This is a genomic window from Deinococcus sp. AJ005 (genome assembly GCF_009017495.1).
Lineage (GTDB): Bacteria > Deinococcota > Deinococci > Deinococcales > Deinococcaceae > Deinococcus.
Map to the genome: position 1 here is coordinate 1,324,694 of NZ_CP044990.1, position 19,183 is coordinate 1,343,876.

General features: G+C 65.6%; 20 protein-coding genes. 13 read left to right on the forward strand and 7 right to left on the reverse strand.

All coding sequences use genetic code 11. The annotated features are described in order from the left end of the window. Positions 1-290: 290 nt before the first annotated feature. Complete coding sequence (locus DAAJ005_RS08235; RefSeq protein ID WP_151846695.1) at positions 291-1,310, forward strand: DUF4384 domain-containing protein; 1,020 nt, start codon at positions 291-293, stop codon at positions 1,308-1,310. A gap of 93 nt (positions 1,311-1,403) precedes the next feature. Here the strand turns inward: DAAJ005_RS08235 and DAAJ005_RS08240 are convergent, their stop codons facing one another. Both DAAJ005_RS08240 and DAAJ005_RS08245 read right to left on the reverse strand, forming a co-directional pair. Beyond that, a complete protein-coding gene (locus DAAJ005_RS08240; RefSeq protein ID WP_370519808.1) occupies positions 1,404-2,015 on the reverse strand; it encodes a CoA pyrophosphatase in 612 nt (203 codons plus the stop codon). Continuing rightward, positions 2,012-2,644, reverse strand: coding sequence for a MazG family protein (locus DAAJ005_RS08245; protein ID WP_151846696.1), 633 nt, complete (start codon positions 2,642-2,644; stop codon positions 2,012-2,014). Before DAAJ005_RS08245 ends, DAAJ005_RS08240 begins: the two co-directional genes overlap by 4 nt. Positions 2,645-2,757: 113 nt before the next feature. Between DAAJ005_RS08245 and DAAJ005_RS08250 the strand changes: the two genes are divergently transcribed. The 8 genes from DAAJ005_RS08250 (at position 2,758) to DAAJ005_RS08285 (ending at position 11,274) form a co-directional block, all read left to right on the forward strand. After that, positions 2,758-3,264 (forward strand): hypothetical protein, encoded by a 507-nt coding sequence (locus DAAJ005_RS08250; RefSeq protein WP_226342642.1) that lies wholly within the window; start codon positions 2,758-2,760, stop codon positions 3,262-3,264. Between the two features lie 137 nt (positions 3,265-3,401). Then, positions 3,402-3,677, forward strand: coding sequence for a hypothetical protein (locus DAAJ005_RS08255; RefSeq protein WP_151846697.1), 276 nt, complete (start codon positions 3,402-3,404; stop codon positions 3,675-3,677). Between the two features lie 90 nt (positions 3,678-3,767). Beyond that, a complete protein-coding gene (locus DAAJ005_RS08260; protein ID WP_151846698.1) occupies positions 3,768-4,511 on the forward strand; it encodes an SDR family oxidoreductase in 744 nt (247 codons plus the stop codon). A gap of 202 nt (positions 4,512-4,713) precedes the next feature. Then, a complete protein-coding gene (locus DAAJ005_RS08265) occupies positions 4,714-5,379 on the forward strand; it encodes a TMEM175 family protein (protein ID WP_151846699.1) in 666 nt (221 codons plus the stop codon). Positions 5,380-5,409: 30 nt separating this feature from the next. Beyond that, entirely contained in the window at positions 5,410-5,841 is a 432-nt protein-coding gene (gene smpB, locus DAAJ005_RS08270; protein WP_151846700.1) for an SsrA-binding protein SmpB, read from the forward strand. A gap of 95 nt (positions 5,842-5,936) precedes the next feature. Beyond that, positions 5,937-7,301: an N-acetylmuramoyl-L-alanine amidase gene (locus DAAJ005_RS08275; protein ID WP_226342643.1), complete on the forward strand. Its 1,365-nt coding sequence runs from the start codon at positions 5,937-5,939 to the stop codon at positions 7,299-7,301. Further along, entirely contained in the window at positions 7,298-7,843 is a 546-nt protein-coding gene (locus DAAJ005_RS08280) for a GerMN domain-containing protein (protein ID WP_370519809.1), read from the forward strand. Before DAAJ005_RS08275 ends, DAAJ005_RS08280 begins: the two co-directional genes overlap by 4 nt. Before the next feature lie 119 nt (positions 7,844-7,962). Then, complete coding sequence (locus DAAJ005_RS08285; RefSeq protein WP_151846701.1) at positions 7,963-11,274, forward strand: chromosome segregation SMC family protein; 3,312 nt, start codon at positions 7,963-7,965, stop codon at positions 11,272-11,274. Here DAAJ005_RS08285 and DAAJ005_RS08290 read toward each other — a convergent pair. Next, the gene (locus tag DAAJ005_RS08290; RefSeq protein ID WP_151846702.1) at positions 11,271-11,915 is read right to left on the reverse strand and encodes a chloramphenicol acetyltransferase; all 645 of its coding nucleotides are present in this window, start codon (positions 11,913-11,915) and stop codon (positions 11,271-11,273) included. The genes DAAJ005_RS08285 and DAAJ005_RS08290 overlap by 4 nt on opposite strands. Before the next feature lie 103 nt (positions 11,916-12,018). Between DAAJ005_RS08290 and DAAJ005_RS08295 the strand changes: the two genes are divergently transcribed. Beyond that, positions 12,019-12,402 carry a hypothetical protein gene (locus DAAJ005_RS08295; RefSeq protein ID WP_151846703.1) on the forward strand — a complete coding sequence of 128 codons (384 nt, stop codon included), beginning with the start codon at positions 12,019-12,021 and terminating at the stop codon, positions 12,400-12,402. An 81-nt stretch (positions 12,403-12,483) separates the two neighbouring features. Here the strand turns inward: DAAJ005_RS08295 and DAAJ005_RS08300 are convergent, their stop codons facing one another. Next, the gene (locus DAAJ005_RS08300) at positions 12,484-13,428 is read right to left on the reverse strand and encodes a carbohydrate kinase family protein (RefSeq protein WP_151846704.1); all 945 of its coding nucleotides are present in this window, start codon (positions 13,426-13,428) and stop codon (positions 12,484-12,486) included. Positions 13,429-13,583: 155 nt separating this feature from the next. After that, a complete protein-coding gene (rsmA, locus tag DAAJ005_RS08305) occupies positions 13,584-14,462 on the reverse strand; it encodes a 16S rRNA (adenine(1518)-N(6)/adenine(1519)-N(6))-dimethyltransferase RsmA (protein ID WP_151846705.1) in 879 nt (292 codons plus the stop codon). Between the two features lie 250 nt (positions 14,463-14,712). On the opposite strand from rsmA, the gene DAAJ005_RS08310 reads away from it, so the two are divergent. Then, the gene (locus DAAJ005_RS08310) at positions 14,713-15,495 is read left to right on the forward strand and encodes a glucose 1-dehydrogenase (RefSeq protein WP_151846706.1); all 783 of its coding nucleotides are present in this window, start codon (positions 14,713-14,715) and stop codon (positions 15,493-15,495) included. A gap of 129 nt (positions 15,496-15,624) precedes the next feature. Here the strand turns inward: DAAJ005_RS08310 and DAAJ005_RS08315 are convergent, their stop codons facing one another. After that, positions 15,625-16,002, reverse strand: coding sequence for a RidA family protein (locus DAAJ005_RS08315; RefSeq protein WP_151846707.1), 378 nt, complete (start codon positions 16,000-16,002; stop codon positions 15,625-15,627). A gap of 88 nt (positions 16,003-16,090) precedes the next feature. Continuing rightward, positions 16,091-17,176 carry a PP2C family serine/threonine-protein phosphatase gene (locus tag DAAJ005_RS08320; RefSeq protein WP_151846708.1) on the reverse strand — a complete coding sequence of 362 codons (1,086 nt, stop codon included), beginning with the start codon at positions 17,174-17,176 and terminating at the stop codon, positions 16,091-16,093. Between the two features lie 103 nt (positions 17,177-17,279). Here DAAJ005_RS08320 and DAAJ005_RS08325 point away from each other — a divergent pair, with 103 nt between their 5' ends. Together DAAJ005_RS08325 and gatA are read left to right on the forward strand one after the other, a co-directional pair. Then, entirely contained in the window at positions 17,280-17,618 is a 339-nt protein-coding gene (locus tag DAAJ005_RS08325) for a hypothetical protein (RefSeq protein WP_151846709.1), read from the forward strand. An 83-nt stretch (positions 17,619-17,701) separates the two neighbouring features. Continuing rightward, complete coding sequence (gene gatA / locus DAAJ005_RS08330) at positions 17,702-19,165, forward strand: Asp-tRNA(Asn)/Glu-tRNA(Gln) amidotransferase subunit GatA (RefSeq protein ID WP_151846710.1); 1,464 nt, start codon at positions 17,702-17,704, stop codon at positions 19,163-19,165. Positions 19,166-19,183 lie beyond the last annotated feature (18 nt).

Here is a 19,183-nt window from a genome sequence, read left to right on the forward strand (position 1 = left end):
CGTGGTGGGGGGTGTGGAACTGGGCCGGAGACAGTCTGGAATGGAGTTGATGAGGGTAGTTGATCTGTCTGTGACAGAGGCGCGTAACCCTCGGAACACCGGTCTTAATGAAACTTCGGTCAGATGGGGGTGGAGGCCCGTAGTGGCCGCATCGGAACTGCCCACTGACACGGGCGTCAGCCATCCGTCATGCTGCTGACGGTAAGCTGAAGCACTATTAACGTTGCCCCCTGCCCCACTCATGGCCCGTCATGTTGCCCGGCTTAACCTGCATCTCGGAGGTACCACCCGTGAAGAAATTCTTGATGATCCCCGCAGCCCTGCTGCTGTCCACCGCCGCCGCCGCCCCCAAGATCAGTGCCCAGAGCATCATCGTGAACCCCACCACCCCCGACCTGAGCGTCAGCGTACGCGTCGACAAGGACTCCAGTGGCGCACAGAACCCGGCCTACAAGGTCGGCGACAAGGCCGTGATCAGCGCCACCGTCAACCGTGACGCCTACGTCTACCTGTTCAACGTCAACCCCGACGGCAGCGTGGACCAGATCCTGCCCAACCGCCTGAGCGAGGCCAACTTCGTCAAGGCCAACACCACCCGCAGCTTCCCCGCCCCCGGCGACAAGTTCACCTTCGACATTGCTGGCCCCATCGGCCAGAACAAGGTGCTGGCGCTGGCCAGCCTGACTGAACTGAATCTGGGCCAGATCAGCTCTTTCAAGACCACCCAGGACCAGTTCGCCACCGTGAACGCCAAGAGCCAGGCCGGACTGGCGCAGGCCCTGAGCATCGTGGTCACGCCAATTCCCCAGAACTCCTGGGTGTCTGATACGGCGTTCTACACGGTTGCTGGCGTGACGCCGATCAGCACCGGCAGCCTGTTCGTGGGGGCCAACGTGGACAACGCCACCGTGACCCTGAACGGCCAGCGGCTGGGCGGCGCGAACGTCACCTATAACGATCTGCGCCCCGGCAGCTACCCCGTGCGCGTACAGGCCCCCGGCTACCGCGACATCTCCACCACCGTCGCCATCCGTGCCGGAGCCACTACCAATGTGAACGCCGAGTTCGCCGCCGTGGTGGTCACCCCACCCGCTCCCACCAAGCTGACTATCACTATCCGTAGCAGCGTGAACAACGCCCGCGTGTTCGTGGACGGACGGGAAGCCGGCACCATCGGCAACGGCAGCCTGAACGTGCAGGTGGACCGGGGCAGCCACGAGATCGTGTTGATCGCCCCCGGCTACCGCACCTTCCTCAGCACCTACAACGTGACCACCAACGGTCAGATCACCATCAACCCCACCCGCTAAATTCAGCCCTGTGGTTGTGATCCCCCGCCTCGTTGGCGGGGTTTTTTCCGTTTCAGAAGCGTGAAGAGAGGCCCGGTTCCTGCTAGGTGCCGATTACAGCGGCCCGTCTGTCAGCAGATCGTGCAGCACCCGCGCGGTCATGCCCCAGATGTCGTGGCCCTGCCAGGGGTAGCGGTACAGGATCACCGGCTGCCCGTCCGGCATCTGGCGGTTTTCCTGGGTGGGGGTCAGGGCGCGCAGTTCCGAGAGGGTGGGCAGCAGAAGCTGGGCCACCTCACCCGATAGTCTCAGCGCGGGCTGGGCCGGAACGCGTGCCAGTACTGGGGTGACATGAAAGCCCGCCGGGGTATACACGTCGTCCATCTCGCCCAGCACGGTCACGGTGGCGGGGTCCAGGCCCACCTCCTCCCACGCCTCGCGCACGGCCCCGGCGATCACACTTTCCCCGGCCTCCAGGCTGCCGCCCGGAAAGGCGATCTGGCCCCGGTGGGTGGGGAGTTCCGAGGACCGCACGGTCAGCAGCACGCGCGGGTCTGCCTCACGCGTCAGGGCCACCAGCACGGCGGCGGGGCGGTAGTTGGGCAGGTGCAGCGTCTGACGGCGGCGCGCGGCCAGCCAGCCCTCCCAGGGATCTAAATTGCCTCTGGTTTGAACATCTTCGAGCAACGAAGCGTCCAGTGGGTCCGTGCTGGGCGAATCGCTCACGGGGCGGCGCTCTCGTCCGGAAGCCCTTCCAGGGTACGCGTGCTGTGGTCCCGCAGCGCCAGTTCGGCGTCCACACCCTGTGCGCGTGCCCAGGCCACTACGGCGGCCAGCACGTCTGCAACGCCCTGTGGCGAATCGGGGGCGGTCTCCAGAATCCCGGCCACATCTTCCCGCTCTCCCGCAAAGCCCGCCAGTTTCTGCGTCGCCGCCTCGCGGGCCAGTGCCCCCAGCGCGGACGGGACCCGGTCCACAGCGCGGCGGGGTTTGCCGCCCTGTTCTTCTGACTTGATGGCCTGCCAGTTGCTGACCACCTCGGCGCTGCCGCTGACCACCGCGATTCCAAAGACGTGCGGGTGCCGCCGCACCAGCTTCTTCACGATGGCCTCCTCCACGTCCGTGTAAGAAAAAGTGCCCTCCTCCTCGGCGATCACGCTGTGAAAGGCCACCTGAAGCAGCACGTCGCCCAGTTCACCGGCCAGTTCCGTCGGACTGCCGCTGTCGATGGCGTCCACCGCCTCGGCGGCTTCCTCCAGCAGGTACGGGCGCAAGGAGGCGTGGGTCTGTTCAGCGTCCCAGGGACAGCCGTCCGGGGCGCGCAGGCGGCGCATGGTGGTCAGGAGGTCCTCCATGCGGGCCACTGTAGCGCCTGGGTCGGTGGGGTTTCGTGGGAGGTCTTCGCCCGGGAGCATCTGCCTCATCCCTGCTTCACGGCCCATCAGACAGGGTGTGCTGGACTGTGAACATGAAGATCCAGACCCGCCTCGTACCCGCCGCGTTGCTGACTGCACTGCTGCTGCCCGCCCAGATGTCCGCCCAGGCCCAGACGCCCGCTCAAGCCCAGACACCTGCCACCGCGCTGCCCGCCGCCTGGACTGGTGCCCGGCTGTCCACAGCCACCTATGTGATCCTGAACCCGCAGATGGTGGGTCCCAACCTGCTGGGCGGCAGCGATCAGGCCAGCGTGCTGGACGCCATGCGGCGGGACTCGGGAAATGCGCTCAAGCGGCGGTATCCGGGGGCCACCATCAGCACCGACGCCATCAGTGCCGGGGCAATCCACGTGACCCCGGTCCTGAACACCCCCTCTGCGCTGTTGCCGTGGCTCAAGCTGACCGCCCGCCTGGACCTGACCCTGCCCGAAGGCGACAGGGTCAGCGTGGGTCAGGAATTTACCCTCTGGGACGTCTATCAGCACCGCGCTGAGGCCGCCAATTACGTCTATGACCAGTTGGCCCAGCGCCTTCCCTGAGTGGGCCGTACTTTCCAGAAGGTTGCTCCACCTGATTTCCCTGCGCGCCTCCCCGTCGTCCCGTGATTTATGTGGGTCTTGCTGACCCACCACCCAGTCTTGCCCTATGTTAAAGGTCAGATTTACGGAGGCGTACGATGAACAGGAACGCATATTTGAAGCGCTGCATGGCCATCAGCCTGCGCCATCGGGCTGCCTGGGTGGCTGTGGGCGGGGTGGCTGGGCTGATTTTCGCCGCTCTGCTGGGTCTGAGCGTGGCCGATCTGATTGCCCTGACTGTGCTGGGTGCCGCCGCCGTCGTGCTGGCCGTTGCTGTGAATTCCTACCTGCGGCATTCGGCAGACCCGGAAGCTCAGCCGGAGGATGGCCACAAGGCCCCCGTGACATCTCGAAATAGCAATCACCCGCACTGAGGCCCACGCCTGTCTCGGTTTCAGGGTCGCGCCCATGTATTGCGCCCCTTCATTCATTGGTCTGACCCCGGAGCGTGTTAGCGTCGGGGAATGACCGATCAGACAACACACGCTCAGGCAGAACAGGGCAAGGCAGGCACGCGCGGCAGCGCCTTTATCACCGGGGCCAGCAAGGGCATCGGCTACGAAGTGGCACGTTCTCTGACACAGGCGGGCTACGCGGTGACCATCACCAGCCGCAACGAGCAGGAGATCACTGAGGCCGCCCGCAAGATCGGCGGCACGGCGCGCGGCGTGGTCTGCGATGTGCGTGACCCGGCGGCCCTGGAACGTGAGGTGGGCGCACACACCGAAGCCTTCGGCGGGCTGGATGTGCTGTTCGTCAACGCGGGCGTGGGTAACTTCGCCAACGTGGCCGACATGACCGTGGAGCAGTGGCAGGACGTGATCGACACCAACCTGTCGGGAGCCTTCTACACCATCAAGGCGGGTATTCCGGCCCTCAAGAAGCGGGGCGGCTATATCTTCACGCTATCCAGTCTGGCAGGCAAGAACCCGTTCGCGGGCGGCGCGGCCTATAACGCCAGCAAATTCGGCCTGAACGGCCTGTCCGAGGTGCTGACCCTGGACCTGCGCCAGCACGACATCAAGGTGACGCAGATCATGCCAGGCAGCGTGGCCACCCACTTTGCCGGGCACACCCCTAGCGACGCCGACGCCTGGAAGATCCAGCCGGAAGACATCGCGCAGCTCACGGTGGACCTGCTGAACATGCCCGTGCGGACGCTGCCCAGCAAGGTGGAAGTGCGGCCCAGCAAGCCGCCTAAGAAGTAGGCGCAGCCCGAACTGCAGCTCATACGGACTCCGGTTAAAGAGTGTTGGGAACACTTGTCATCCGAGCGGACTTGCAAAGCTGCGAAGCAGAAAAACGGCTTCCGGGCATGGAGTGTAGGGATCGGCGCTTTTCCGATTCCTGCGCGTTACAAACGGAATCCGTATCAGGCAGGGCAATTGATACGGCGGCGTAGCATGGCGCATGGCCGAGCCTGAAACCGGAGTCGCCCCTACACCACCTGGCTCCCACGAACCCGCCTCGCACGATATTCCCCTGAGCAGGGTGCATGGCCTGAGCGACGGCGTGTTTGCCATCGTGGTCACGCTGCTGGTGCTGGAACTGCACATTCCCGAAATTGCTGGGACGCTGAGCAGCGCCGAACGCGCTCAGGAGCTGAACAGCGCGCTGGTGGAGCTGTTGCCGCGTCTGCTTGTTTTCTTCGTGACCTTCTTGGTAGCGGGCGTCAGTTGGGTCAGCCAGACCCGCTTTCAGGCCCGCCTCTCACGCGCCGATCCGCGATTGGCCTTTCTGAACATTATCTATCTGATGTTCGTCTCGCTCTTGCCGTTCACGGCGGCGGTCATCGGCTTGTATGGCGATACGCCGACTGGCCTCGCCACCTATGCGGTCAATCAGGCGCTGATCGGTCTCGCCTTTCTGTGGATGCTGTGGCACGCGGTTCGCCACGATTTGATGTCTCCTGGCTGGCGGGCCGAACGGCTGGGACAGCGGGCGCTGATCAACCTGAGCGTCTTTGCGCTGATGGCGTTGGCGGCTGTGACCGTGCCTAGTTTGGCCTTTTTCGTGCCCTTCGTGCTGCCAGTCGCCCACCCGCTGCTGTCGCGCACGAACGGGCTGCGGTGGTGAAGGTCAACACCTCTCACCAGCTTTGCTAGACTGCGGGGCGTGTACACCAACCGCCGCGCCCATTACGAGTACGAGTTGCTGGAGCGCTTCGAGGCGGGCATCAGCCTGACCGGCAGTGAAGTCAAGAGTGTCCGCGCCGGGGGCGTCGATTTCCGCGACGCCTTTGCCCGCCTCGCAGGCGGCAACGTCGATCTGGAGGGCCTGTATATCCCCACCTACAACGAGGCCACCTACAACAACCACGAGCCGCGCCGCACCCGCCGCCTGCTGCTGCACCGCGAGGAAATCGCCAAGATGAAGCGCGGGCTGGAGCAAAAAGGCCTGACCCTGATTCCCACCCGCCTGTACGCCAAGGGCCGCTATTTCAAGGTGGAACTGGCCCTGGCACGTGGCAAGAAGCTGCACGACAAACGCCGCGCTGAGGCCGAGAAGACCGTGCAGCGGGAACTGCGTGCGCTGTGATATGGGTGCTGTGATGTGTGTACTGTGACTAATGTGATGTGGACGCTGTGAAGTCGTTTCTTCCAAAGTCGCCCTCTGGCGGCAACCGTGGTGGGGTGCGGCGTTCCTGGCCCCTGCTGGCGGCGGCCCTGTTGCTGGCTGGCCTGGCGGGCGCGCAGATCACTTACGGCAAGCTGAATCTGGCGGGCCAGCAGGTCGAGAGCATCGGGCTGTACGGTGCGGAGTACGTCAATGTGGATGCGCTGGGCAAACTGGTCACGGTGGTCCGCGACGGTTCGGTGATGAGGATCACTGGCCTGGGCCATACGCTGCTGCTGCCCATCGATCTGGATCAGGAGCGCGCCACCACGGATTTCAACACAGTGCAGTTCGATACCCGGCGGATTCAGGGACAGGCGGCGACGTGGGTGAACGGTTCGGTGTACCTGCCCCTGTCCACGCTGGCCACCGGGTTGGGAGCCAAGTACGAGCAGGGCAAACTAACGCTGGTGCAGCCCGAACTGCTGGGCGTCAGCAGCCGCGCGGGCCAGGACAGTGACCGGCTGGTGCTGGACCTCAGCCGCGACGTGAACATCAGCGACGAGGCGCGCGGCAGCCGCGTGGTGGTGCGCCTGCGCGGCGTGAAGGGCGAGGCCCGCAAGTACACCACGCGCGGGGCCTTCCTGCCGTCCGCCGAGGTCAGCCGCGACGGCGACGATCTGATTCTGAGCGCCCCGATCACTGCCGCCAGTGGCTACCGCGTGTACAAGGTGGTGCGTCCCGGCGGCGTTCGGGTGGTGCTGGACCTGGGACCGGGCATCCCACGCGGCAGCCCAGCGATTCTGGAGCGGGTCACGCGCCCATTAATCGTGCTGGACCCGGTCAAGGTGGTCGGAATTGGTCGCGATCCCACGCTGGACGTGGCCCGCCGCGCCGCCGAGATGCTGACCAAGGCAGGTTGGCAGGTGCAGGTGACCCGTGACACGGCCAGCGCCCTGAGCCGCGATCAGAAACAGCAACTGGCCCGCCAGAGCGACGTGTATCTGGCCCTGGACCTGGGGCGCTTTCCCGGCTCGCCCCGCAGCGGCGTGACCGTCTATGAGCCGAGCGGCAAGGCCCCGTCCCAACTGGTCAACGGTGTGCGCGTGGGCAGTACGTTGCCCTACGGCTCGTTGGTGGTGGGCGATACCGGGGGCACACGCCGCCTGAGCGAACTGCTGCGCGGCGAACTCAAGGGCGGCAACATCACGGCGGGGCAGGGCAGCCTGTCCAGAGTTATGACCCTCAGCGAGGCCCCGCAGGCCGCGCTCCTGCTGGAACTGGGCTGGGCCAGCAACTCTAAGGATCTGGCGAACCTGAGCGTCGAGCGGCGCTTGCAGGCGCTGTCGGTGGCGGTGGCCCGCTCGGTGGCCACCTACCTGACCGCCCGCGCCAATAACAACGCCAACGTCACGGCCACCACGTCTGGAGCGACGCCATGATCCGCCGCCTGTTCTCGCTGTTCAACGTGATCTGTGCCGCGCTGCTGGCTGCCGCCGTTCTGGCCTATCAGGCGGTGCAAAAGCCCCCCGCGCTGCCGGAAGCCCCCAAATTGCAACTGGCCGAGCGCACCGCCATGAAGGTGCAGGTGTATTTCACTGATCCACAGGTCCGCGCCCTGAAGCCTGAGACCCGCACCGTGCAGGTGACTCAGAGCAACCCGCGCGCCGTGGCCCAGGCCGCCCTGAACGTCTGGGCGGCGGGTCCCAGCAGTGCGGCCAATCTGGCGGTGGTGCCTGTGGGAACGGCGGCCCCCAAGGTCTACCTGCGCGGCACGCATTACTACGTCGATCTGCCGGCTGCCTATGCCAACCTCCGCTATGGTGCCAGCGGCGAGCGCATGCTGCTGTGTACCCTCACCCGCACCCTGCTGGACACGCGCGGCGACGACGTGTCTTTCGTGTTGAACGGCCAGCCGGTGGACACCTTGGGCCAGATCAACATGCGCGATCCGTTTACGCGGCAGGACTGTGCTGATGAATAGGGAGGGAATGTCAAACCGTCTAACGGTCTAACCGTCTAACCGCCGAAGAGATAAGGACTTTAATTTTTGGTCCTTTTGCGGTTTGACAGTTTGACGGTCAGACGGTTTGACCCGCAGCCATGCTGAGGTCCATCACCCTGCAAGGTTTCAAGAGCTTCGCCGAGCGCACGCGGCTGGAGTTCGGCCCTGGTGTCAGCGCCGTGATCGGTCCCAATGGCAGCGGCAAGAGCAACGTCGTGGAGGGCCTGCGCTGGGTCACGCAAGGGGCGCGGGCGCGCGAGTTGCGGGCCGGGCGCGGCAGCGAACTGATCTTCCACGGCAGCGGCGGCAAGGCTCCGCTGGGGTTGGCCGAGGTGCAACTGGAATTGCAGACGCCGGAGGGCCGCGTCAATCTGTCGCGCCGCATCTACCGCGACGGTGCAGGCGAACAGGATCTGAACGGCAAGCCTGTGCGCGCCCGCGATGTGCAGGCGGCCCTGCGCGGCACCGGGCTGGGGCCAGGGGGGCTGGCGGTGATCGGTCAGGGCGAGGTCAGCGGCGTGGTGGGCGCGGAGGGCCGCACGCTGCTGGGCTACGTGCAGGAGGCCGCCGGGCTGTCCCGCGCTGTCAGCGCCCGCCAGGAAACCGAGGCGCGGTTGAAGGAGGCCGATACCCATCTGGCCCAGTTGCGTCTGTTACTGGATGAGCGGGAGGGGGCGGTTTCAAGGCTGGAACGCGCCGCACAGCAGGCTCGACGCTGGCGCGAATTGACCCTGCGGACGCTGACGCTGGAGGATGCCCTGAAGCGCGAACGTCAGGCCGCATTGCACCGTGAAATTTCCGGGGCGCGGGGGGAAACGGTGCAGCTTGAGCTTCAGAGTGCCGCCCTTGCCGCTCAGGTCCAGACCGCTGCTGCCGGAGTGGAGATGGCCCGCGAAGCCGCTCAGGATGCCCGCGCCCGCCGCGATGCCCACGCTGGGGCTTTGGACGCGCTGAAAGCTGCCCGTGACGCGCATGCCCAGGCCGAACGCTACTGTGAACATCTGCGCGGGGAAGTCGCCGCATTGGTGTCTGAACTGTCTGGCCTGCCCACCTCGCCCCCGGCCCAGACTGCCCCCGATCTGGTCGCGTTGGAAGCCGCCTCCGCCCGGATTCGCAGCGACGCTGAGAATGCCGAACGCCGCGCCCGTACGCTGGACGCCGAACTCACCCGCGCCCGCATGCTGGCCGCCCGCGCTGCCGAGGGGCTGGCCCGCGCCGACGCCAGCCGCGAAACCCTGCGTGCTGAATTGGAGCGGGCCGAGGGGAATCTGGAAACGGCCTCTCAAGGACTGGAGGCGGCTGCCGAACGCCTCGCCACCTCGCGCCATGCCCGCGAGTATGCGGAGGGGCAGTACGCCGCACTGGCCGCCGAGCGGGAGGCTGCCGTGAATCAGGAACGCCACCTGGCAAACGAACTGGCCCGCGTGAATGCCAGTGTGGCCCCCTTAAGGCGCGAGCGTGAACGCCTGCAAACCGCTCTCAACAGCTATGCCCGCTACGGCGAGGGCGCGCGCAACGCCCTGCGGCTGGACCATCCCGGCATCGTGGGTTCGGTGGCGGACCTGCTGACCGTGCCCGCGGAGTACGAGACCGCCATCGGCGCGGCGCTGGGGCGGCGGCTGGAGCAGGTGGTGGTGGGCCGCGCCGACGACGCCCGCGACATCATTGAGGAGCTGAAGCGTTCGGGCGGGCGGGCCACCTTCCTGCCGCTGGACCTGATCCGCGCCCGCCCCCGCCGCGACGCCCAGTTTCTGCACGAGCTGGGTGTGATTGGCAATCTGGTAGACCTGTGCCCCAGTGATCCGCCGCTGGTGGGCCAGGCGATTCTGGCCGATACGCTGGTGGTGCAGGACCTGCGTGCCGCCAACCGGATTGCCCGCTCTCACAGCAACCGCCCGCGTCTGGTCACCCTGGACGGCGAACTGGTGGAACCGGGGGGGGCTATCACCGGGGGCAGATTGCGTGACAGCGGGGCGGGTGTCCTCGGGGATCAGCGCCGTTTTCAGGAACTGGAGGCGGAACTGGAAGAGGCCGATGCACTCGGAACGCGCTTCTCGGCGGATCTGGAGCGGCTCAGGCTGACCCTGGAAGGCGGTTCTGAGCGACACGACGCGCTGGTGGCGGCCCGCGAACACGCCGCACGCGAGGAACGAGATGCAGAGCGTCGCGTCACCGAACTGACCGCGCAGGCCCGCAGTCTGGGCGAGAACCGGGACCGTCTGCTGGCGCGATTGGGGCCGGACGTGGAGCTTGTTTCTCTCCCAGAGTTGCCGGATGTGGAGGGGTTGGAAGCTGAATTGACCGCTGCGCGTCAGGCTGCCGAAACAGGCCGGGCATCTGAACGGGAAGCTGTCGAAGCGCTGGCGCTGGCCCGCGAACTGTCTGCGGCGTGGCGGGCTTACGAATCGGCCCAGAACCGCGCCGCCGACCTGCGCTCCCGGCTGGACGCCAATACCGCTGCTGCCATCACCCAGGACACGCATCTGGGTGCTGCCGCCGCAGAACTTTCGCGCCGTGAGGTTGCCCTGGGCGAACTGAACGAATCGGAGTTCCCCCGCGCCGAGGCTGCCCGCGAGGCTGCCGCCGTGGTCTACGCCAACCTGATCGGCAGCCAGAATAAGGTGCGCGCCCGCCTGGACGACTTGCGCTTATTGATCGCCCGCCGCGAGGGTAGCCTGGAACCGTTGCACGACGGCTGCACCCCATTCGGCACCCCGCGCGAGTGGACGGCGGAACTGGCCCGCGCCCGCGCCGAACTGGAAACGCTGGGCACCGTCAACGCCCGTGCCGAAGCCGATCACGCCGCCGAACTGGCCGAACTGTCCACCCAGCGGGCCGAGGCCGCCGACGCCGACGGGGCCACTGCCGAACTGCGCGTTCACCTTGGAGAGTTGCAGGATGCGGAAGGGGCCGCTACCCGCGCTGCCTTCACCCGTGTCAATGCCGCCTTTCGTGAGTACAGCACCGAGCTGCTGGGCGGCGAGGGCGAGTTGGAAGGCGAGAGCGACGAATCGGGCCGCCTGACTGGCCTGCGCTTGGCCGTGCAGCCAAAGGGCAAGCGCACCCGTAACCTCAACCTTCTGAGTGCCGGGGAGCGCACGATGGCGGGTCTGGGTTTCCTGTTCGCGCTGAACCACGCGGGCGGCGACGGCGGGGCGGGAGGATTACCCCTGGCCGTGCTGGACGAGGTGGACGCCCCCCTGGACGAGGCCAACATCCGCCGCTTCACAGCCTTTCTGGAGCGCTTCAGCGCACGCGGCGCACAATTTCTGCTGGTCACGCACCAGAAGGCCACGATGGAAGTCGCCACTGCCCTGTGGGGCGTCACCACCGACGGCAGCGGGGCCAGCCGTGTCCTGAGCATCAAGCAGGCCGAGGACGGCGTGCGGCGCGTGCTGGTGGAGGGTTAGGGCGTGGGTATGAAACCGTCCAGCTCCCGTTGCAACTCCTGATAAAACTGCGCGATGTGAAAGCCGTCGCAGGCCGCATGGTTGGCCCTTAGTGCCACTGGCATCAGCAGTCGGCCCGCGCTTTCCTCATATCGTCCTACCGTAAAAATGGGCAGGAAATAATCCGCTCCATCCTGAAGGTTCAACTCGAAGGCGCTGAAGCCCAGCCACGGCGCGACGGAGATATTCAGCGCGTTGGGTGGCGTCCCTGGTTTGGGCAGATAATCCGGCAAAGAGCCGTAGAACTGCGCGTCGGTGCGATGATTTTCGAGAAACTCCTCGAAACTGCTTCCCAGCTCCGTCCACAGGGCCGAGAAGGTTTCCGTCTCCGGGTGGAAGACCGTGTAGAGGGGCAACACGCTGTTCCAGACGCCGGGTTGATCCTCGTCTATCAGGCCCATTCGTAGCGCAGGCAGCCGGTTGACCACCGCGCAGATGCAGTAGATCAGGGCGGGGACGAAGGGCAGCTTCAGCTCTCGCAATCGGTTTCTGAATGCCGTCACGTCCACGGAAACGGTGACATTGAAGGTGCAGGGGTTCTGCCGGAAGTGCTGGTAAATCTGACGACGCGGCCAGACAGTCAGGTCAAGTGGACGGAGCATTTCAGCACTTTAGCGGTTGCTCTCACTGAGCCATTTTGCCGACCCCCCCGAATACGCCACAACGCTCAAGGCAACGTGAGACCGGATTTGAGATAATGGCCGTATGAATACTCTCACTCCGCAACAGGCACTGACCGAATTCCTGTCCTGCTGGCAGAAGCGGGACTATTCCAGCATGTCGCGGCTGCTGCCCGTCCACGGCACGCCGCCCAAGAAGCAGACTGTCAAGGCCACCAAGGAGCTGTACGGTACCCAGAAACTGACCGATTTCAACCTGCTGGCCGCCCGCGATACGGACCCCGCTGCCACCAACCTGGACGTGGAAATGCACTACCGCGAGGCCGGGGAACTGGAGGTCAAGCGCTGGCGCTTCCGCATGGTCTATGTCAACGACGCCGGGCAGCCGATTCCGCGCAACCAGCCGTCGGGGAGCTGGAAGCCGTACATCACGCGCGTCTTGCCGGACCCGCCTGCGCTGCGGGCCTGAGCTGGGATAGAAGAGAGGCACCGCAATTTGCGCGGTGCCTTTTTTGATGCCTGCACGTTTTGAGAAATGCGCGGGGAAGATCTACTTTTTCTTGGCCTTTGGAACCGCCACAGCCAGATCGGCGGCAGTGATCGGATGTTCCTGCGCGCCGAAGCCAGTGGCGGCCAGCGCTCCGGCGGCGTTCGCGGCGCGGGCACTCTCGGCCATGCTGCCCCCGGACAGGATCGCGTGGGCAAAGGTGGCGGTGAAGGTGTCGCCCGCGCCGGTGGAATCTACCACCGCGCCCTCGGGCGGCACGGCGTCTACCAGTTCGGTCTCGGTGGGGGTCCAGATGATGCTGCCCATCTTGCCCACCTTGACCACCACCTTCTGCGCCCCGGCTTCGCCCAGTTGCTTGAGGGCCGCGCTGATCGAGCGCGTCCCCGTCAGCGCCTGCAACTCGTGCTGGTTGAGGGTGAGGTAGTCCGAATTCAGCGCTTCTTCACGCAGGCCGGTGCCCACCTTGTTGACCGCGCCCGTGCCCAGGTCGATAAAGATGGGCACGGGTTTCTTGGCGCTACGGGCGTACTCGACGGCCTGCAAGGTGAACTCGCGCTGCGGCCCCTCAATCAGGCTGTAGGCGTTGACGATCAGGGCGTCGCTGGCCTCCACGTCCTTTTTCTTCAGTTTGGACGGATCGAGCTGGCGGTTGGCCGCGCCGTCGCTGATCATGGTGCGCTGGCCGTCTGCCGTCTGCATCAGGGTGATGGTACTGGTCAGGTGATCGGTGCTGCGCTGGATGGCGGCCTCGCCCACGCCGCTCTCGCGCACGCGGCTCAGGGCATAGTCGGCAAAGGGGTCGTCTCCTACACATGCGGCCAGCGTGACCGTGTGCCCCAGCCGGGCCAGTGTGACGGCGATGGTGCCGCCCGCGCCGCCGGGTTTCATGCTGGAGCGCAGGGGCGTGACTTCCTCGCCGGGCCGGGGCAGTTTGTTCAGGTGGTACAGGTGGTCAACGGTCACGTCGCCGATTACGTAGAACTTCAAGGGGAAACCTCCAGGGCGGACCCCGTATCGAGAAGAAGTTGGTGCTGGAGCGGGCTGATGGTCACCGGGCCACTCAAAAACCGGGACATGCGAGGCGAGCGGCCCCATCACACAGAGGGTCAGATAGAACGTTCACAGGCATAGAATCGTACCTGTTACCCTAGCACGCCCAGCCGCTCTGCCAGTTCCCGCAGGGCGTCCAGCGGCACGTCCTCGGCGCGCACGTCCGGGCGCAGCCCCCCTGCTTCCAGTGCCGCATCGATGGCCGCTCCGTCCTGGCCGATCATGCGCAGGTTGTTCCGAAGGGTCTTGCGGCGGTGGGCCAGGGCCGCCTCCACGAATTTCAGCAATTCTGGCGGTGGCGGTGGCCGCGAGCGGTCAAAGTCCAGCCGGATCACGCTGCTGGTCACGTCCGGGGCCGGGAAGAACGCCCCTTTCGGCACGTCGCGGACATGCTTGACCGTGCCGTACAGCGAGGCCAGGGCCGTGAGAAAACCGTAGTTGTCCTCGCCGGGCCGGGACGCCAGCCGCTGCCCCACTTCCTTCTGCACCAGCACGGTGGCCGACACGATGGCGGGCGCACGCATGAAGCGTGACAGCAGTACCCCGGTGATGTAGTACGGCAGGTTGGCGATCACGCGTGTGCCCTGAGGCAAAGAGGAATAGTCGAACTCCAGCGCGTCGCCCCACACCACGTTCACGTCCAGCCCGGCCAGTGTCTCAGCCAGCACCGGGCGCAGTTTCTGGTCTTTCTCCAGCGCCGTGACCTGTGCGCCGCGCGTGGCCATTTCACGGGTCAGGACGCCCAGGCCGGGGCCGACTTCCAACACGGGTGTGCCCTGGGCTGGGCCGCCGCTCAAACCCGCCTCGGCAATCGCGCGCAGGATGTTGCCGTCGATCAGAAAATTCTGGCCCAGGCTCTTGGTGGGTTTTAACCCGTGCTGGGTCAGCAGTTCCCGCACCCGCGCGGGCGAGTACAGTGGGGCGCTGGAGCTGGGGGAGTCGGTGGTATCGGGGGACAGATCATCGGGCATGGGAAAAATCTCCGTGGTGGGGGCCAGAGCAGATGGACTGTCGGGGCGCGTCAGTATACCCGCGCTGCCAACAGCGCCGCGTCGCATATTCGCGCCCTGCGCCTCGCACAAGGCTGGACGCCGTTTCTCACCCTTCCCATCCAGTTTCAGTGCGTGTCCTCTCCAGCCTTGATGCTCCCTTGCCCATTCCGGTTTCTGGAAAACCTTCCGCTACAGTCGTGACACGCTGGTTTTGCCAGTGGGAGGGAAGATGAACGGACAGGATATAACGAATCTTTTTGATCTGGACGGCAAGGTGGCTGTGGTAACCGGGGGTGGCAACGGTATTGGCCGCGCCTCCGCGCTGATGCTGGCTGGGGCGGGTGCGGCGGTGACCGTGGGTGACCTGAAAGTGGGTGACGCCCAGAAGGTGGCCGATGAGATCACGGCGGCGGGTGGCCGCGCTATTGCCGTGGCCTGCAACGTGACCGTGGACGCGGAGCTGGTGAACCTAGTGGAGCGCACGGTGGCCGAACTGGGTGGCCTGCACATCCTGGTCAACAATGCTGGGGGCGGCGGCGCGGGCCGCGAGAATCCCTTCAAGATCGGGGTGGAGGACTTCGCGCGGGTCTTTGAACTCAACGTCTTCAGCGCGTGGCGGCTGTGCCAACTGTGCGTGCCGCATATGAAAGACGCGGGTTACGGCTCGGTCATCAACATCACCTCGATGGCCAGCATCAACCGCAGCCCCAACATCAGCGCCTATGCGTCCTCCAAGGCGGCGCTGAACCACATGACGGCCAATCTGGCGATGGACTTTGGCCCGGAGGTGCGCGTCAATGCTGTCGGCCCCGGCGCGACGCGCACCCACGCCCTGTCCACCGTCCTGACACCCGAGATTGAGGCGCAGATGCTGGCCCACACCCCCATTAAGCGTCTGGGTGAGCCAGAAGACATCGCCGGGGCGGTGCTGTACTTCGCCGCGCCGATTTCGGGCTGGGTCAGCGGACAGGTGCTGTTCGTCAACGGCGGCGGCGTTCAGACGCTGGAGTAGCAGGAGTTGTATCGGGGGTGCGGCCTTCCCGTCGCCCCCGCCTACAGGGTCACACAAAGCCCCTCTGCCTTCACAGGAGAGGGGCCATTTTCTGTCGCAGGAGGTCTGGATCTCCGTTTCTGATGGGTATCAGTGCAGTTCGGCCATCGCCTCGATTTCCACGCGCACATCACGGGGCAATCTGGCCACCTGCACGGTGCTGCGGGCCGGGGACGGGGCGAGAAAGTGGCGCTCGTAGACGGCGTTCATGTCGGCGAATTCGTTCATATCGGCCAGGAACACGGTGGTTTTGACCACGCGGTCCATATCGGTGCCTGCCGCCCGCAGCACGGCGCGCAGGTTCTGCATGACCTGCTCGGTCTGGGCAGTGATGTCCTGCGCCACCAGTTGGCCGGCGGGGGTCAGCGGAATCTGGCCGCTGGTGACCACCAGATTGCCAAAAACGACGGCCTGGCTGTAGGGGCCGATGGCGGCGGGGGCGTCGGCGGTCTGGACAATGTCTTTCATGCCCCGAGCATAGCGGTCTGTTGGGCGGGGTGCGAGACCTTCTGTCGAAGCTGTTTAGGCGTCAGGTGTGCAGGGGTAGGATCCGTGTTCAGGTGTCCTGGGTGGAGTGCTGCGATTTGGGTGTGGATGGGGGCCGGATGGGCACGCTCCTGGCCTGCTCAAGGACAGCGCTGGGACGGCCCAACTGTCCGCTGGCCCGGCGGATCAGGGCCAGCCGCTGAATCAGCAGAATCCCGGCCAGCAGCGCGGTGCCGACAACAGCGATCAACACGCGCTGGCTGGGCAGCAGGATTACGCCCAGCAGCGTGAAATAGGCCAGCATCAGCAGCAGGTAGGTGTTCAGGCTGTTGCCCCGTTGCGCGCTCAGCAGCGCGTCCACGTAATCGGGACCGCTGTTCTGGGGGGCGGGCAGGTTGTAGGTGGGCAGGTGCTGGTCCTGCTGCACGTCGATCACCAGCGCCGTGATGTTGTCCGGGCCGCCCGCGTCGTTGGCGGCGTCGATCAGGCAGCGCACCACCGAGTCCGGGATCAGTGGACGGGCCAGCAGTTCCAATAGTTCAGTATCGGTGACCACGCTGCTCAGGCCGTCGCTGCACAGCATCACGCGGTCCCCGGCGCACAGCCGCAGCCCGAAGAGTTCCAGCCGCACCCGTTCCTCACCGCCCAGCGCGTTACTGACCACGCTGCGCCACTGGTGGTCCCGGGCCTCTTCCTCGGTCAGGTGGCCCAGGCGCACCTGTTCGCTGACCCAGGAGTGGTCCTCGGTCAGGCGGTGCAGTTGGCCGCCGCGCAGCAGGTAGGCGCGCGAATCGCCGACGTGGGCGATCATCAGCGCGCCCCGGTCGATCAGCGCGGCAATCAGGGTGGTGCCCATGCCCATGTACTCACCGACGGCGTGGCGCAACACGGAGACATTAGCCGCCTGCACGGCCTCCGCCAGCCGTGCGGGCGGCGAGGTGCGGCGGGACAGATAGTGGCTGCTCAGGGCTTCCAGCGCCAGCGTGGCCGCGAGTTCTCCGGCGGCGTGTCCCCCCATACCGTCGGCCACCGCAAAAAGGCCGCCCTGGGGCAGGTTCAGCGCCAGGGCGGCGTCCTGATTGACCCCACCTCGTCGCTGACGACCCACATCCGTCAGCAGGCCGTATGACCAGTTGGACGCTCCAGCAGCCTGCATGCGCCCACTATATGTCACGCGCCCTTACGCAACTCTATAAAACATCTCATCTTTCTGATGAAGCGTCGTTCGCGACATTTTTGTGTGTTTAGAGGCTGAATTTTTGCCGGACACGGTCAGGAAAAGTATCATTCTGGAGCTGTTTTCTGAAGCGGGTGTCGACTTGCGTGAAGATCGGCAGGGTGCGGATGAGCTGGTCCCGCAATACGGATTCCATCTGGAACGCGGCAGAAAGCGGGACTGGGCCGACGCCCATTCTCCACGCCCTGAACCTGTTTTCCCCCGCTCATTGTCCGGCCCAGAACAGCGCCCACGGCTGGGACAGCTCAGAGAGTGGACGCCTGAACGCCTCGCCTGTTCAGATCTCTGGCATTTTCAATCGGAGTTCGTATTGCCTGCGGAGTTGTGCCGGGATGCCCTTGATCCGGTCAAGGCTGAATAGACATGTTTGCGGCGGTCTGCGGCAAGGCAGCACTTCTGGTGGCGGCACTTGCCCCTGTTCACAGCCCAGTACACTGGCGCGGTATGCCGTCCCCGTCCACTGACCCCCACTCTGCCGCCGAACTCATCCGCACCGTGCAGGCGGGTGAAACCACCGCTGCCGCCCTGCTGGCCGCCGCCCGCGCCCGCGCTGAAGCGGCCAGCGGGCTGAATGCGCTGATCAGCCTGAATGACCGCGCCGATGAACAGGCGACGGCGGTGCAGTCGCGCCGGGATGCGGGCGAACCCCTGCCGCTGGCGGGTCTGCCCATCATCATCAAGGACAATCTCAACCTCTCTGGCACGCGCACCACCTGCGGCAGCCGGATGCTGGAGCAGTACGTCAGCCCCTATACCGCCACTGCCGTGCAGCGCCTGCTGGACGCGGGCGCGGTAGTCGTGGGCAAGGCCAACATGGACGAATTTGCGATGGGCAGCTCCGGCGAGAGCAGCGCTTTTGGCCCCACCCTGAACCCCTGGGACACGTCGCGTGTGACGGGCGGCACCAGCAGCGGCAGCGCGGCAGTGGTGGCAGCGGGTCTGGTACCCGTGAGTCTGGGCAGCGACACGGGCGGCTCGGTGCGGCAGCCTGCGGCGCTGTGTGGGGTGTACGGCCTCAAGCCCACTTACGGGCGGGTCAGCCGTTATGGGCTGGTGGCCCACGCCAGCAGTCTGGATCAGATCGGCCCCATTGCCCGCAGCGCCGCCGATCTGGCCCTGCTGATGAACGTCATCGCCGGACATGATGGCCGAGACGCCACCAGTCTGGACGCGCCGCCCGCCTTTGCCGCCGGAACGTCCGAAGACCTGCGTGGCCTGCGCGTGGGCGTGATCACGGAAAGTCTGGGCGGCAATACGGCTGGGGTCAGCGCCGTTCTGGTCGCCACCCTGGACGCCCTGCATGGTGCGGGCGCAAGCGTGGGCGAGGTCAGCCTGCCCGCCCTGAGACACGCCATCGCCACCTATTACCTGATTTCCATGCCGGAAGCCAGCAGCAATCTGGCCCGCTACGACGGCATGGTCTACGGCTCCCGCGAACCAGGGGGCGACGTGCTGGGCAGCATGACCCGCACCCGTGAACGCGGTTTTGGGCGCGAGGTCCAGCGCCGCATCATGATCGGCACCTACGCCCTCAGCAGCGGTTATTACGACGCCTATTACAGCAAGGCCACCCGTGTGCGAAGGTTGATCGCCAACGAATTCAGTGCCGCCTTCGCCGACTTTGACGTGCTGGTCACGCCCACCAGTCCATTCCCAGCCTTCCGCCTAGGCGAGAAGATGAACGATCCGCTGACCATGTACGCCGCCGACGTGGATACAGTGGCCGTCAATCTGGCTGGCCTGCCTGCCCTGAGCGTCCCCGCCGGATTTGAAGAGGTGGACGGCAAGCGGTTGCCCGTGGGCATCCAGTTCATCGCCCCTGCCTTGCAGGACGAGTTGCTGGTCAGGATCGCGGGCGGGTTGGAAGGGATTGGGGCAGTTCGGGCAGAAGTGGCTCCAGCTTTTTAAGTTGCAGGATGCGGTGTC

Excerpts from the sequence above, each read along its gene's own strand:
- DAAJ005_RS08285 (WP_151846701.1), top strand. The coding sequence starts at position 7,963 with ATGCTGAGGTCCATCACCCTGCAAGGTTTCAAGAGCTTCGCCGAGCGC.
- DAAJ005_RS08280 (WP_370519809.1), top strand. The coding sequence starts at position 7,298 with ATGATCCGCCGCCTGTTCTCGCTGTTCAACGTGATCTGTGCCGCGCTG.
- rsmA (WP_151846705.1), bottom strand. The coding sequence starts at position 14,462 with ATGCCCGATGATCTGTCCCCCGATACCACCGACTCCCCCAGCTCCAGC.
- DAAJ005_RS08310 (WP_151846706.1), top strand. The coding sequence starts at position 14,713 with ATGAACGGACAGGATATAACGAATCTTTTTGATCTGGACGGCAAGGTG.
- DAAJ005_RS08245 (WP_151846696.1), bottom strand. The coding sequence starts at position 2,644 with ATGGAGGACCTCCTGACCACCATGCGCCGCCTGCGCGCCCCGGACGGC.
- DAAJ005_RS08250 (WP_226342642.1), top strand. The coding sequence starts at position 2,758 with ATGAAGATCCAGACCCGCCTCGTACCCGCCGCGTTGCTGACTGCACTG.
- DAAJ005_RS08265 (WP_151846699.1), top strand. The coding sequence starts at position 4,714 with ATGGCCGAGCCTGAAACCGGAGTCGCCCCTACACCACCTGGCTCCCAC.
- gatA (WP_151846710.1), top strand. The coding sequence starts at position 17,702 with ATGCCGTCCCCGTCCACTGACCCCCACTCTGCCGCCGAACTCATCCGC.
- DAAJ005_RS08290 (WP_151846702.1), bottom strand. The coding sequence starts at position 11,915 with ATGCTCCGTCCACTTGACCTGACTGTCTGGCCGCGTCGTCAGATTTAC.
- DAAJ005_RS08315 (WP_151846707.1), bottom strand. The coding sequence starts at position 16,002 with ATGAAAGACATTGTCCAGACCGCCGACGCCCCCGCCGCCATCGGCCCC.
- DAAJ005_RS08295 (WP_151846703.1), top strand. The coding sequence starts at position 12,019 with ATGAATACTCTCACTCCGCAACAGGCACTGACCGAATTCCTGTCCTGC.
- DAAJ005_RS08260 (WP_151846698.1), top strand. The coding sequence starts at position 3,768 with ATGACCGATCAGACAACACACGCTCAGGCAGAACAGGGCAAGGCAGGC.
- DAAJ005_RS08255 (WP_151846697.1), top strand. The coding sequence starts at position 3,402 with ATGAACAGGAACGCATATTTGAAGCGCTGCATGGCCATCAGCCTGCGC.
- DAAJ005_RS08320 (WP_151846708.1), bottom strand. The coding sequence starts at position 17,176 with ATGCAGGCTGCTGGAGCGTCCAACTGGTCATACGGCCTGCTGACGGAT.